This is a genomic window from Kosakonia sp., from assembly GCF_032052965.1.
In the GTDB taxonomy this organism is placed as follows: Bacteria; Pseudomonadota; Gammaproteobacteria; order Enterobacterales; family Enterobacteriaceae; genus Kosakonia.
Map to the genome: position 1 here is coordinate 94,965 of NZ_DAMBVN010000009.1, position 13,849 is coordinate 108,813.

Below are 13,849 nucleotides of genomic sequence, written 5' to 3' on the forward strand. Positions count from 1 at the left end.
CAGGAAAAGTGTGTGTCAGTTGGCATTACAAAGCGGTTTCAAAAACATGCAAAGCAGGCTCAGGCACATGCAGCACTACCGGCGCGTTCGCCGGGCGGAACTGCGGTGAATCAGCCAGTAAAATGTGTCCATCGCAGCGCACGCTATGGCGATATTGATGCCCCAGGAAAGCGCTCTCCAGCACCACGCCCTGCAGCAATAGTCCCGAGGCTTCCGGCTGCGGTAAGCCATGCAAAGTGACATCCGAACTGCGAAACCAAATCGTTTTATTCGGTGCGTCCGGGTGGGTAATGCAGTTATCAGCGCCCATAAAATCCGCCACAAACGGCGTTGCAGGGCGATGGTAAATATCCTCCGGCGTGCCGATTTGCTCGATTCGGCCGTGATTCAACACGGCGATCCGATCGGCCATTACCAGCGCTTCTTGCTGATCGTGCGTCACAATCAGCGAGGTAAAACCGAGACGTTTTTGCAGGGCTTTGATTTCATGGCGAACGTTAAGGCGGACTTTGGCGTCCAAATTCGATAACGGCTCATCCAGCACCAGCACATCTGGTTCAATTGCCAGCGCACGTGCCAGCGCCACACGTTGACGTTGGCCCCCGGAAAGCGCGGTAACTTTTTTATCCGCATATCCCTCGAGGTTGACGATTTTTAATAATTCCTGCACCCGTTGTTGGATAGCATCTTTTTTCCAGCGGCGAACTTTCAAGCCATAGCCGATATTTTGCGCGACAGTGAAGTGCGGCCATAGTGCATAACTTTGAAATACCATGGTGATATTTCGCTGCTCTGGTGTGAGCCGGGTAATATCACGACCATCAATCGCAACATTACCCGATCGTACGTCTATGAACCCACATAACGCGTTGAGTAATGTGGTTTTTCCGCAACCTGACGGGCCAAGAAGAGCGATCATTTCCCCCTTCGCGACCGCTAAATCAATACCGTGCAGGACGATATTTTCGCCATAGCCAATTTTTAGCTTTTCAATTTGCAAATAACTCACAGGCGATCCTTTTTCCGGCATTTTTTCACCGATGAACACGTGTTCATTTATTTGTAAAAAAAATGCAACTTTGCGCCGACATTATGTGAGCCTACTTTGTCGTCTATTTGTGACAATTTGATTAAGTCATCAATAAATTTGGTGAGGCCAAATGAAAATAGATGTTTTGGGCTGCGGCAGTGCGTTCTCATTGCAACACAACACCTCGGCTATCTGTGTGACCGACAACCATCAGCAGCGGTGGTTAATCGACTGTGGCCCAACCATACCCCGCACACTCTGGCAACGGCGCGGTGACGTTAACGATATTGATGCCATCTACTTCACCCACGTTCACCCGGATCACTGCACCGGCCTGACCGCTCTGCTGAATCACTGGAAGAGCTTCGGTCGCCGTAAGCCCCTGATAATTTGGTCGCAGCGCGAACAGCGCGCCGTACTGATGCAGCTGGCCAGGCTTGCCAACTGGCCCAACAGCGATCTCTGTTTTGGTATTGAGTGGCGCGACAGTGAGCCCGACTTTCACTGGCAGGGCTGGCGCATCCGCACGGCTTTTACGCACCATGAAATACCCAACCTTGCGCTGCGCATTGACGCGGATGAACGCACGCTGTTCTACAGTGGTGATGGCCGCCCGACCCCGGAAAGCATTGCGCTGATGCACCGCGCAGATGTGGCGTTTCAGGAGTGTACCTCGCTGACCGCACTGCCTGCTGATGCCTCGCACGGCGATCTTCCAGGCTGCCTGGCGTTGCGTGACCAGCTTCATTTGCCGCGCCTTGGCCTCTACCACTGCAATGACGCGGCACGCGAAGCCCTGGCGCAGGCATGTGCGGTATACCCGGGGTTATTTCTCTGCCAGGATGGGATGGTGATTGATCTCAGCCATTGCACGGAGGAGCACGCGTGAGCCCCACGACACGCAAGGCCGCTGTCACCGCCGAAGACGTCGCCAGGCGCGCCGGGGTATCGCGCGCGGTCGTCTCCCGCGCGTTAAGCAGCAACGGCAGCATCTCCCCGGCGACGAAAGAGAAAGTCCTGCGCGCGGCACAAGAGCTGGGCTACCAGGTCAATTTTCTCGCTCAGGGGCTTAATCGTCAGCGCAGCCATTTGATCGGCGTGATCGTTTCGCGTATTGGCGATCCGTTTCGTAGCAGCCTGCTGGAAGGGTTACTGCACGAGATCCAACGCCGTGGTTACCAGGCGCTGGTGACGGAAATCACCGGCGAACAGGATCTGGCCCCTACCCTGCGCCGCTTTACTCAGTTTCGTGTTTCCGGGGTCGTCGTCACTTCCGGCAAACCCCCCGAAGCGCTGGTTAACGAATGCGTTAGCCAGCAGATCCCGGTTGTGGGCATTAACCGCCATCCGGATATCCCATTGGTTGATTTTGTCTGCTCGGACAACGATGCTGGCGCGCGCCTGGCCGCCGAACAGCTTTTTCGCTCAGGCTGCCGGCGATTTGGCTGGCTGAACAATCAGGGCTCGACCTGGGCAGGGATAATGCGTGGCGAGGCGTTTTACCAGGCGCTGCAACAGCTGGGCGTTGATACCGCGTTACATGTGCACGCCATTACCGCCTGCGAAGAGGGTTACGAAGGGGGTTTTCAGGCAGCGCAGGAGTGCGACGAGGCTCTTCCGCATGGCATCTTCTGCGCTAATGCGCAGCTTGCCTGCGGCTTCCTCGACGGTATGCGCCAGCGCGGTAAAAAGGCGCCGCAGGATTTTCATTTGATTGGCTTTGACAATACACCGCAAAGCGGTCAGTTCAGTTACCAGCTTACGACGCTGCATCAGGACGTTGCAGAAATCTCCCGCCGGGCGCTCACGCGTCTGCTGGAGCGGGCGAAAAACCCACTGCAGCCTTCCCGCGTGGAGTGGGTTAAGGTAGAGCTGGTTCATCGACAAACATCACCACGCATTGGCTAAGAGTCCGGATATGACAGAACAGTTTACCCACGCGCTTTGTGCGTTGATTCGACGTCTCGGTCAGGAGGCGAAACAGCTTCGCGATAGCGGGCTGACCATCGAACAAAAAGGCCGCCAGGATTTTGTTTCCCAGGCGGATGTGTATGTCGAAACAGAACTGCGCGCGTGGCTGAAAACCCAACGCCCGCAGGACGGTTTGCTCGGTGAAGAGCGCGGGCTGGAGCCCGGCAGCGAGGGGGTGTGGGTCATCGATCCGATTGATGGCACTACAAACTTTATTCTCGGTATGGATTACTGGTGCATTTCCGTGGCGTATGTCAGAAACAATGACATTGTCCTGGGCGTGATTTATGCCCCCGATCGCAACGAGTTTTTCTTTGCCGAAGCCGGAAAAGGGGCGTTTTTAAACGACGAGCGATTAACAATCCGCGATCCTGAACCGGACGCGATCGTGCTCGGGCTGGGGCGCTCCAGCCGTACCGCGCCGCGGGACTATACCCGTACCATTGAAATGCTGTTTGAACAGGGTGTCGAACATCGTCGTTTTGGCGCTGGCGCGCTGATGCTGGCCCACGTTGCCGCAGGCCAGGTGCATGGCTACTTTGAGGCACATCTGCACAGCTGGGATGCGCTGGCCGGGCTGGCCATCATTAAAGCCGCCGGCGGAATGCATAATGACTTTCTTGCCAATAACGGGCTGACGCAGGGCAATAATGCCTGGGCCGCCAGTCCGGCTGTCTGGCGGCGTTTACAGCCGCTATTGCTGCCAGACGAGTGAGGTGATCCGCTCAGGCATAATGTACCGCCAGCCAGAGGGTTGGCGGTTCGGCCTGTGTCCAGTTAACCCGGTGGCGGCACTGCGCCGGGATATTCACAAAATCCCCAACCTGCAACACACGCTCTGTGGTTTCCCCTTCCAGTTGTAAACCCGCAGCTCCCTGAACAATCAGCACCCACTCCGCCTGCGGCTGGCAGTACCAAAAATCGGGCGGACTGGCCTGCCCGGTAGAGATAATGCGCTCGATTTTCACCCCAGGGCGCGATAACAGATCGTCAAAAACCTCCGCGTCCTCCGCCTGTCCGGCATCCGGAAGCTGTTGGAAAAAGTTGCTCAGCATACGCCGCCCTCCCCTGTGATACAGGTTTAAGCATGGCAGGTTGCGCCCGCCGCAGCGAGCGCTTGCCCGACAGTTTTACGTCGCGGGCCACTGATTCAGGTGAATACCGCGCTGCGGCGCGCTTTCGGCGAAGTCGCGCAAGACCGCTTTCACATCCGGGTCGAAATAGTCAGCATTGTCATGCTCCACAATCACCACGCTGCGCTCGGGGATCCTGGCCAGTAACGTCTGCAAACGTGGGTTGTGCAGAAAGGTCAGGTTCTGGTGAATGCGCAGCACATAGTGATCGTCAAAACGGGCGAGTTGCAATGCATTGCGGTGACTGTGGTAAATACTCAGTGCAATTTGCATCACCAGCCCCAGACCGATACCGACCAGCATGCCAAACGCAATGATCCCGACCACTGTAGTGAGGAAAGGCACATATTGCTGCGGCCCGGCGCGAAACTGCGCAATAAACAGGCGCGGTGTCGCCAGCTTATAACCGGTGTAAATGAGCACGGCGGCAAGACTTGCCAGCGGGATCACCGACAAAAAGCCGCCAAACCACAACCCGCATACCAGCAACAGCACACCGTGCAACAAGACGGAGAATTTCGATTGCGCCCCGTTGCTGACATTCACCGAACTTCGCACAATCACTGCGGTGATCGGCATAGCCCCAACCAGACCGGAAAGCAGGTTGCCCGCACCTTGCGCGACCAGCTCTTTGTCAGGCGAGGGCGCCGGGTTCTGTGGACGCAGTTTTTTCAGCGCTTCCTGGCTCAACAGCGTTTCGAGGCTGGCTACCAGCGCCAGCGTAATGGCGACGGTGTAAACCCCCGGGTTCTGCCACGCCTGCCAGTCCGGCCCTTCCAGCTCGGCCAGCAGATCGCCAAAGGAGCCGAACGCAGGCAACGTAATACGCGGCAGCGACGGTAGCAGGTGCGGGGCGGCAACGATCAGCGTTAACACCACGGCGCTGCCCAGCACCACGGCTACCAGCGGTCCCGGGATCCAGCTCAGAATTTTGAGCCCCTTAATGGCTGTTGAGTCCCAACACCACAGCAGTAGCAAGCCCGCCGCCGCCACGGCAAACGAGGTCATCGAGAAGGTGAAATCGCCGCTGAACAACACACGCAAACTGCTCTCCTCTACCGCGCCGAAGGCCACCGGGATCTGCTGCATAATCAGCAGCAAACCAATGGCTGCCAGCATTCCCTTGATCACACTACCCGGCACCAGAGCAATAAAGCGACCGGCACGCAGCAGGCCCATCGCGAATTGCAACACGCCTGCCAGTACCAGCGCGAACAAAAAGGCTGAGAACGATCCCAGTGTTTCTACCGAAGCCACAACAATGGTGACTAACCCTGCCGCAGGGCCGCTTACCGCAAAGCGGGATGGGCTAAGGGCCGTTACCAGTAATCCGCCAATGATGCCGGTCAGCAGGCCGACAAAGGGAGGTAAACCGCTGGCCTGAGCGATCCCCAGACACAACGGTAAGGCCACAAGGAAGACGACGACACCTGCCAGCGTGTCCTGGCGTAACGTATTGTTCTTCATGTGCTTGCCTCCGCAGTTTTCTCCACAAGGGTCTTCAGATGACCGGTGGCCAGGTCATAAACACAGCCATAAATATTGAGTTCTCGCTGGCTACGCCAGACATCCAGCACCGGCGCTGTTTGCACCAGGCGTGAAAACTGGATTTTTACGTTGTCTTCGACCAGCTGGTTCAACGTTTCTGCGTCAGGCGTACTGGGGAATGCGGCACCATCGATTTTCTGGCCGAGGACGTCGCGCAACAACGTAATGCGCCGCGCCAGCGCGGAAGACTCCTGTGCGAGAGGCATTTGCGGCAGTTGCAGGGCCGCCTGAACGCCGCCGCAACCGTAATGACCGCACAGCACGATGCGGTGCACCTTCAGGTAATGCAGAGCGTATTGCAACACGCTCATAAAGTTATCGTCCGTTGGGTCGACCATATTGGCGATATTGCGATGAACAAATAATTCACCGGGATGTGAGCCGGTGAGCACTTCTGCAGGAACACGGCTATCAGAACAACCAATCCATAAAGAGTGCGGCTGTTGTTGATGAAGATGTTGTTCAAAATAGTGTGGATCGCTTTGAAGTTTCAACAGCGCCCAACTTCGGTTTCTGGCCAGCAGCGGTTTTAATGTGTTCACAGTGCGACTCCCTTATTGTCAGTGGTTGGCCTGGCAGGTTTTATGCGGGAACTTTTACTACTAGCACTGTCTGGAAAAATACATACTTAAGGAAATTCCTATTGTGGAATTAAAATAGTAAAAAAAGTCCAAATGTAAAAAAACGAAAATACGTAATGGCACGCATATACAGATATAGAGATTTTATTGAGCTTATTGATATGTACGCTAATAGTCACCCATACAAGGCTAAATAACTGTGAGGTTTCTGAGAAAGGATATATTGCGTCGCCAGCAGAGAGCTGTTGCAGTAATTAACACGTCATCACCAGGCAATACACTTACGATAGAAAATATTGCCGGCGTTATTATAAGGACAAACAAGACGTTCTTGTTTAGTTTACATCGAGAAAATTATCATTTTCGTAATAATAGTTTAGCGCCCGGATATACTCGTCCAGCGAGGCACCCGGTTTCTGGCAGTTAACCAACATAATGACACTGGTGGCATCTTCACCTGAATAAAGGTACTCCAGTTCATTTTCGATTACCGCCGGGGGGTAAATTTCCGTATCGTCCTCCACCTGCGGGTAACCAGCAAACAGATAGATCCCCTCTGCCGTCAGTTTCTCCCCGGTGCCATAAAGACAAAAGTTGTCATCCTGGCAGTCAGTCTCGTTTATCCAATCGATAATCTCCGCCAGGCTGTATTGGCGATTTTTCGTCAACATATCGTCTCACTCGTCAGCGTATAACACGGTTTATCAACGTCATAGCTTACTTTTTTTGCGCTCCGCCTGGTAAAAGGCGAGGTATTTTTTATCACGTCCCAAAAACGCCTGCGTTTTTGCGTAACCGTAAGCCGCGTGGAAATGAGCGTAAGCTTCCTCGTACTGTTGAAGCTCATAACACACCATGCCCATGATGACCGCCGGCGCCGTGTCCCTGTCGCTTTTCAGCCCCAGCAGCATTTCTGCCCAGACTTTGGCTTTTTCAAAATCACCTTTATCGAACCAGGCAGAGCAAAAGCTTGAGATGATCCACAAAGAGGGCATCATCCAGTCGGTTTTCGGTTCCGGCACTAACGCCCAGGCTTTCTGATATAAAGAAACCGCCCCATCCATGTCACCGCCCTGCCGTGCGTCATCCCCTTCTTCAACAATCTTATCGATTGCACTGCCTAAGGCAGGGTCTATGTCGTATAAATCTCGCACAGGAGCGACTCCTTATTAATTGAATGATAGGGGTAAATCAGCAAGTCATATTGTCGGTTGTCAGGGGTGAATGAAATCAGGCAAATTCTTATTTGCACCCACGTCGTTAAAACGTAAAAATCACTTATCCTAAATTAGACAGCGCAACATGTTACGCATCAACACGGTCTGCCTGAAGTTATATCGACCGCAACGCGTTACGACAACATGTAATATTTCAGGGAAAGGATTAACAGCCTATAATAGGGCATTTAACGATTATTCAAGATAACGCATCCCACCTGAGCCAACCTTGCTAATTATTTAGCATCATTTGCTGAAATAATCAAAAAAATGACACAGGGAAAGGTAGTCATGAAATAAGACTTAAGATAAATTAACCTGCCAATACAAAGTACACAGTAAGCAAGAGTTCTTTAACTACGCTGTTGTCAGTTGTCCTCTCTTGCTCTCGCCGCCGGATTTATTCTGTTCAACGCACCGGGTCTGAACCAGTAATAAACATTTCACTCAGATATTTTTTAATAGCATCATCATATTGGGTTCAATCGCTCCACTATCATTCCTGATAAGAATAAAAGTTTACTCTTTTCACAATAAAGAAAAAAATATCCCATAAATAACCCTTTATCCTTTTGCGATTATCCGCTGTCGGTGATCCTTATCCCCTTTGACCCAGAACATCTCGCTCGGCGGTAACAACCCGGAAGAACAGAAATCGATTATCGTGCCCGACCAGCCCTCCGGGACATAGCGCTCATAATGCATATTTTCAACAAATTGCGCATACAGCGTTCTGGTATCAAAATCGATAAACAGGTCGGGCATCAGATCATGAATGTCCCACCAGGTCGTATTCGGTGAGAGCCTTCTGTAAAATTCGTCACTTAATACGTCTTTGTCTATTAAATAGCCGTCATTGATGAGTAATGACATAAATTTATCTGCGTTATCTTCATTAACAATGGGCAGATGGTAACGCTCCTGGTGATCATAGGTTTTTACGCCAAAAACCCCGTGTTTTATAAAGTCATTAACCCAGTTTATTCGGTCTAATACCCAACACGTTTTGAAAGCCGCAAACCAGTATATTTGGTTCTTTCTTTTAATAAGGACAACACTATTTTCGTCTTTATCGATTGGCATAGTAAGCATCCATTAATTTCTGTAAAACATTAACACACTTCAATATTGACATCCAGAAAGGCAATAAGCCACCTCACCTTGCCAGCTACCGGACGATAGTTTGGTTTGCAAAGGCGTTGATTATGAATATTGCCAGAAACCGGCTACGATAGATTCATCCGTTTTATTTTTATATAAGTATAAGGCACCATAGCCAAATATATAATCACCGTCGATGACATCGGGTGGATAAAAGTCTTCATCGATCTGCACGAAGAACTGATAATCATCGTGTTTAAGATTCGTATAATAATACTCTTCATCCTGAATCAATTTTGGATGTTCGCTTTTGGTGATAAATCCGAAGTCGTCTGTTTCTCTTTCATTAAAACCAATAATATATGATTGATTAATACGTTCTATTGTATAGTTTTTATTGGTACTTTCACCGGTATAGGGATGAACAAAAACTTTTACTGCGCAGGCAGGGTAAATATTATTCTCCAACAATACACCATATTCTTGCGGAACAAAAATAGAAATAAACAACTGCGAATCATCCGGATGTTGGAAATTGATGTAAAATTTAAGCCCTTCGATTTCAGAGAGTTTATCCGTAAAGTATTGAGGAATATTTCCACCAATTCGGCCAATAATACATTCACTTTGAGAATTATCAATATGAGCCAGTATGTTTACTTTTTTCATTCAGATTTCCTGTTATCGAATAAACTCGCGTAAAAGCCATGCAAGGCATTGATATGTAAGTTATTTTCATTTAAATCGCAACACGCATCAGATATATAATAACAAATTGATATTTAACAATTTTTACATACCTTACCCACCTGAAAGTCTGTCAGATGAAGCAATCCATAAAAGAAACCACTGGTGATATTTCTGGATAATTAAAAAATAATACCGGGAGATTACGACTCCCGGCAGTAGATTACTTCTTCATTTCATTATATCGCTTGAAAAAATTATTTAGCGCATCATGTTCATCTTGTGAAAATAATAAAATAATCTTATCCCATGAGTGCCCTGTCACTTCATAATACTCTTCAATATACGATTGAAAGTTTACTAACGTTTCAATATTGACGATTCCCGTCGGTTCTCTCATTTGCCAACCATCCAGGAAAGCTTTTAACGCCGAAATCGTATGCCGACTTAAATATAAAGCAGGCCTTTTCTCTATCATATCAATCAGTTTAATAATATCGTTCATAATCAAAACCTTAATGGAGTAACATCCAAATCACCGCCAGGAGAGAACAGATCATTTCGCCAATCTTCATATTTTACACCCGTTGGGTTCATATTATCAAAAACTGTATCTCCGACTCTGATTGCTTCGTGGTGACCATTGGTGGCAATATTGGTACCGGCTCTATCACTCCAGATATTACCAAAGAAACCTTGTTTATTCGGCGTTTCGACGATCAGATGCTCACCATGTATTCCTGCTTGTTGCATTTTGGTTTTTAACGCTTTGGCAAATTTATCGCATTTAAAGATCGCTTTAAATTTATCGCTGACTGTCGCAGCCAGATCTCTGGTTTTTGCGACATCACATTCCGTTAATCCTAAAGGATCGATATAACCAAAGGGGTTATGAACATAAGCATAGGTGTTTATTCCGCCTTTTAGCCCTATCGGATCCTGGCTGATGTAGGCGGCAATTGCCGGATCATAATAGCGGTAACGGTTATAGTGCAGCCCGGTTTCCGCATCATAATACTGGCCCTGGAAGCGCAGCGGGTTATCAATGCGGTTAGCATAAACCTGCCCCTTTTCGCCCCAGGCACCCGTGTTCTCTGCCCAGACGATGTCCCCGGCAGGCGAGGTCAACCGGACTGGCGCACCGTTCGGGTCGCAGTGATAGTGCCAGCTCTGTTTTGCCCCTCCTTCCTGTGTCAACAGCGCCAGCGGCCGGAAGCTGCCGGGGTAGTAGATGTATTCACGCATGCGGCTGAACAAGGGCGCCTGCGCTTTCTGCCGTTTTAACCTGCCGCCGGTATCGAAAATGCTCAACGCCGCCAGCGGTTCTTGCGTAGTGGTAACGGTTTCGCCCGCCAGCGCATCACCCTGCCAGTAGAACCAGTGCGTTGATGTGGCGGTCTGTTTAAATACTCGCCGCCCAAGCCCGTCATAACCATAGCGCACCAGGCTGTCACCTTTGCGCACCGCAATAAGCTGGCGGTGATCATCCCAGGTAAAATCTTCTTTTTCGCCCTCGTCCTGCACAGGACGACGCTGGCGCAGTTCTCCTGCGCGGTCAAACACATAACGGACGCCATGACGGGTGCCTTCGCGGAACCAGCCGCCTGCACTGTCGTTGACACTGCGTGTTTTGGTCTGCAACGGGCTCCCTGTTGCCTCCTGCACAAACTGCCGCAGCACGCCATCCGGTGAGGTATGCGCCGTTAACCGGCCAATCGGATCATACGCGTACCGATCGTTTCCCCACTGGCTATCTTCGCGCAACGTCAGGTTGTTCGCGCGATCGTAGGAAAAACCGCGGGAAAACAGCGGCAAGGCGTTTTGCAGTACCTGCTGCGAGGTAAGCCGACCAAAGCGATCGTAATTGAAATGACGCGTCACCTGTCCGGACAGTTGCTCGCTGATCCTACGCCCGCTCGCATCGTAGGCGAAAATAATGGGCGCATCATCGTTGAGTTGCACCTGCGCCAGGCGGTCATACTCATCACGCTCATAACGCACCTGATGGCCGCTGTCACTGTCGCGTGAGACCAGCAGCCCGCGCGCGTTGTAACCGTAACGCAGCTGGAAACCGTCCTGCTCTTCCTGCAACAACCGCCCGGCATCGTCATAACGCCATGCCAGCCGTCGCCAGGGGTTTTCGCATAACACCATGCGCCCACAAGGATCATAGTGATATTTCGCCTGTAGCGTATCGCCGCTGCGCCGTTCACTTAATCGCCCGGCTTTATCATAGCCATAGCGTACTTCACGTCCGAGCGCGTCTTCACGGCTGACCAGGCGACCTGCCTTGTCCCAGCCGTAACGCGTCAGTTGCCCCCAGTAATCGCATTCCGAGGTTACCCGTCCAAGGGCATCGCGGGTCAGTTGCCAGCGCTGACCGTTTTGATTAATCACCGCCAGTAGCCGATCTTCCGGGTCATAGTGGTAACCAAACGTCGCCCCATCCGGCGTTTCACTGGCGGTCAGCATGCCGGTGCCGTTATAACGAAAACGGGTCACGTTGCCCTGTTCATCGGTCACGTGGAGTGGATTGTCTTCCCTGTCGTAGACGATACGCACTTCACCGCCCGCCGGATTAACCGTCGCCACCAGCCGGTCTTTGCTATCCCAGTGGTAGCGGGTGCTTCCTCCGTCCGCGTCAATACGCTCAAGCAGTGTGCCGCGCACCGAATAGCGGAAACGGATGGTGCCCGCGCCGCCGGGGCTTGCCGATTGTACAAAACCGAAACGGTCATAGTGATAGCAACCCGACAGCGAGCCCGGTTCCTGCGCCTCAATAAGCTGCCCGTAGCGATCATAGAGATAACGCGCCGTGACACCCGTCGGGTCCGTACTGGCAACCTGATTCCCGTTCGCATCGTACTCGGAACGCCAGATGGCCCCTTTCTCATCGGTCAACGCCAGTAGCTCGCCAAACGCATCATACGCCGCCTGAATCACGCTTCCGTCCGGCATATACTCGGCGGTCATACGTCCCAGCTCGTCATATTCCCAACGATGGGTGCTGCCGTCCGGCTCAATCAGTTCAAGCGTACGACCGAACTCGTCATACCTAAACACAGTGTTGCCACCCAGTGGATCGATTTCCGACACCGGCAGGCCGTTTTCGTCAAAGGTGATGCGTGAGATATTGCCCAGCGAATCCGTCACTTCCACTTCGTTGAGCAGATCGTGATACGCAAAGTGATAATCCCACACGCCGCCATCGCCCCACGCATGCACCACCTGCCAGGCGTCGTTGTACTGATAGTGAAAACCCTGCCCGTTACGATCAATATGACTGACCATATGATGCTGCTGGTAAGAGAAATGGCGCGGATGCGACAGGGCATCAATCTCCGCACTCAGTTGCCCTTCGTCGTCATACTCGTAGCGGGTCAGCGGTGTGACTTCACCCTCCAGCGCATTCCGCAGGCGCAGCGCGAGCAGGCGTTGGTTTTCCTGGGTAACGAGGATTTCACGGCCGGTCAATCCCTGGCAGGTAAATTCGCGAATTTGCAGCAGTTCGCTGCCGTTCCACTCAAAGCGCCAGCCATTACCGTTACGATCGGCAAGTTGGCGGATCGGTAATGCCCCGTATTTGCCGCTAAACTGCAGTTGTGGGCCGCTCTCCTGTGCAACCTGCCACAGTACTTCACCATTGACGGTTTCCCGCCACAAACGGCTGCCGTCCGGCAGGCCGGAAATACCCTGCTCACGTCCGTCTGCCTGTGGCAGCCCGGCAAACAATGTTATGCCCTCCGGTTGCGTCAGTATGGCAATGCCATCCTCCGCCATTACCTGCAGACGGATATCCGCTGGCGTCGACCAGCCATGGCCGCACATCCCCTCTTCGTGCAGGTCGGCTGAGGAGTAAGTGCGGGTCCATGCCAGTGGCAGGCGCCCCGGTAGCAAAAAGTCCTGTTGCTCCAGGCTGACACTGCCATCACGAATATCGACCGGTTCAGCGCGCAATACCCGGCATTTTAAGAAGCCGGGATCCATGTTGCGGAACAGTTTTTGGCGAAGTTTACGGAAACGGCGCATAAAGAGTCGCCATTGCGGCGTTTTCTTCAGCTTTTTAAAGCCCTTTCCCAGACCGCTTAACCCGGCGCGCAGCAGCAGCGCCATCAGGTTAATGGTTGGTGGCCCACCGACAATCACATTGTTGGGGATAGCCAGGTTAAAGGTCAGCGGCAATGTCAGGGAAAGCGGTTTCGGCCTGGCGGCGCGTTTCAGCCGAAACGGCGGGATCAGGCCGAGAATATTACAGCTCAGCACCGGCATGCCGATGCGGGAGAAAGGCTCACCGTCTACAGAAACGGTTTTACTGCCCATAAACAACTCATCTTCAAGCTGCGGGCCGCCCGGCGCACGCAGCGGCGGGATCCACGCTCCCCCCACCGGAATATGCACCGCAATGCCACCGGTTCCCGCGCTGGCGCGTTTAATGCTATTGACATGCACCGTTGTACCCAGCAGCGGCAAATAATCGAACACGTCAAAAACAATGCCGATATGTGGCGTTGGCAGCGGCCACGGGTAGGTATGGATATCCAGCCCTAGCTGCGGATCGAAGTGAGCGCCGGAGTGCATCAG

General features: G+C 52.2%; 13 protein-coding genes. 3 read left to right on the forward strand and 10 right to left on the reverse strand.

Annotation, left to right across the window (positions count from 1 at the left end):
* Positions 1-25: 25 nt before the first annotated feature.
* The gene (locus RTX30_RS12975; protein ID WP_312690361.1) at positions 26-1,009 is read right to left on the reverse strand and encodes an ABC transporter ATP-binding protein; all 984 of its coding nucleotides are present in this window, start codon (positions 1,007-1,009) and stop codon (positions 26-28) included.
* A gap of 151 nt (positions 1,010-1,160) precedes the next feature.
* Between RTX30_RS12975 and RTX30_RS12980 the strand changes: the two genes are divergently transcribed.
* Genes RTX30_RS12980 through RTX30_RS12990 form a run of 3 tightly spaced genes read left to right on the forward strand, consistent with a single transcriptional unit; the run spans position 1,161 to position 3,716 of the window.
* On the forward strand, positions 1,161-1,919 hold the full coding sequence (locus tag RTX30_RS12980) for a ribonuclease Z (RefSeq protein WP_312690363.1): 759 nt from the start codon (positions 1,161-1,163) through the stop codon (positions 1,917-1,919).
* Complete coding sequence (locus RTX30_RS12985) at positions 1,916-2,938, forward strand: LacI family DNA-binding transcriptional regulator (RefSeq protein ID WP_312690365.1); 1,023 nt, start codon at positions 1,916-1,918, stop codon at positions 2,936-2,938. Before RTX30_RS12980 ends, RTX30_RS12985 begins: the two co-directional genes overlap by 4 nt.
* A gap of 10 nt (positions 2,939-2,948) precedes the next feature.
* The gene (locus tag RTX30_RS12990) at positions 2,949-3,716 is read left to right on the forward strand and encodes an inositol monophosphatase (protein ID WP_312690367.1); all 768 of its coding nucleotides are present in this window, start codon (positions 2,949-2,951) and stop codon (positions 3,714-3,716) included.
* Between the two features lie 10 nt (positions 3,717-3,726).
* Here the strand turns inward: RTX30_RS12990 and RTX30_RS12995 are convergent, their stop codons facing one another.
* The 9 genes from RTX30_RS12995 to RTX30_RS13035 all read right to left on the reverse strand — a co-directional run bounded on the left by RTX30_RS12995 (position 3,727) and on the right by RTX30_RS13035 (position 13,846).
* Positions 3,727-4,056, reverse strand: coding sequence for a cupin domain-containing protein (locus RTX30_RS12995; RefSeq protein WP_312690369.1), 330 nt, complete (start codon positions 4,054-4,056; stop codon positions 3,727-3,729).
* A gap of 75 nt (positions 4,057-4,131) precedes the next feature.
* Positions 4,132-5,601: a SulP family inorganic anion transporter gene (locus tag RTX30_RS13000; RefSeq protein ID WP_312690370.1), complete on the reverse strand. Its 1,470-nt coding sequence runs from the start codon at positions 5,599-5,601 to the stop codon at positions 4,132-4,134.
* Positions 5,598-6,224, reverse strand: a complete 627-nt coding sequence (locus RTX30_RS13005; protein ID WP_312690372.1) for a carbonic anhydrase — start codon at positions 6,222-6,224, stop codon at positions 5,598-5,600. Before RTX30_RS13005 ends, RTX30_RS13000 begins: the two co-directional genes overlap by 4 nt.
* A 374-nt stretch (positions 6,225-6,598) precedes the next feature.
* Entirely contained in the window at positions 6,599-6,934 is a 336-nt protein-coding gene (locus RTX30_RS13010; RefSeq protein WP_312690374.1) for a hypothetical protein, read from the reverse strand.
* A 39-nt stretch (positions 6,935-6,973) separates the two neighbouring features.
* Positions 6,974-7,417, reverse strand: a complete 444-nt coding sequence (locus RTX30_RS13015) for a hypothetical protein (protein WP_312690376.1) — start codon at positions 7,415-7,417, stop codon at positions 6,974-6,976.
* A gap of 627 nt (positions 7,418-8,044) precedes the next feature.
* Positions 8,045-8,563, reverse strand: coding sequence for a hypothetical protein (locus RTX30_RS13020; protein ID WP_312690378.1), 519 nt, complete (start codon positions 8,561-8,563; stop codon positions 8,045-8,047).
* Positions 8,564-8,683: 120 nt separating this feature from the next.
* Positions 8,684-9,250, reverse strand: coding sequence for a hypothetical protein (locus tag RTX30_RS13025; RefSeq protein ID WP_312690380.1), 567 nt, complete (start codon positions 9,248-9,250; stop codon positions 8,684-8,686).
* Positions 9,251-9,491: 241 nt separating this feature from the next.
* A complete protein-coding gene (locus RTX30_RS13030) occupies positions 9,492-9,773 on the reverse strand; it encodes a hypothetical protein (RefSeq protein ID WP_312690382.1) in 282 nt (93 codons plus the stop codon).
* Between the two features lie 2 nt (positions 9,774-9,775).
* On the reverse strand, positions 9,776-13,846 hold the full coding sequence (locus tag RTX30_RS13035) for an RHS repeat-associated core domain-containing protein (RefSeq protein ID WP_312690384.1): 4,071 nt from the start codon (positions 13,844-13,846) through the stop codon (positions 9,776-9,778).
* Positions 13,847-13,849 lie beyond the last annotated feature (3 nt).

What these genes read in the sequence shown, in the direction of transcription:
- RTX30_RS12980 (WP_312690363.1), top strand. Translation starts at nt 1,161, where the DNA reads ATGAAAATAGATGTTTTGGGCTGCGGCAGTGCGTTCTCATTGCAACAC.
- RTX30_RS12990 (WP_312690367.1), top strand. Translation starts at nt 2,949, where the DNA reads ATGACAGAACAGTTTACCCACGCGCTTTGTGCGTTGATTCGACGTCTC.
- RTX30_RS12995 (WP_312690369.1), bottom strand. Translation starts at nt 4,056, where the DNA reads ATGCTGAGCAACTTTTTCCAACAGCTTCCGGATGCCGGACAGGCGGAG.
- RTX30_RS13000 (WP_312690370.1), bottom strand. Translation starts at nt 5,601, where the DNA reads ATGAAGAACAATACGTTACGCCAGGACACGCTGGCAGGTGTCGTCGTC.
- RTX30_RS13010 (WP_312690374.1), bottom strand. Translation starts at nt 6,934, where the DNA reads ATGTTGACGAAAAATCGCCAATACAGCCTGGCGGAGATTATCGATTGG.
- RTX30_RS13020 (WP_312690378.1), bottom strand. Translation starts at nt 8,563, where the DNA reads ATGCCAATCGATAAAGACGAAAATAGTGTTGTCCTTATTAAAAGAAAG.
- RTX30_RS13025 (WP_312690380.1), bottom strand. Translation starts at nt 9,250, where the DNA reads ATGAAAAAAGTAAACATACTGGCTCATATTGATAATTCTCAAAGTGAA.
- RTX30_RS13030 (WP_312690382.1), bottom strand. Translation starts at nt 9,773, where the DNA reads ATGAACGATATTATTAAACTGATTGATATGATAGAGAAAAGGCCTGCT.
- RTX30_RS13035 (WP_312690384.1), bottom strand. Translation starts at nt 13,846, where the DNA reads ATGCACTCCGGCGCTCACTTCGATCCGCAGCTAGGGCTGGATATCCAT.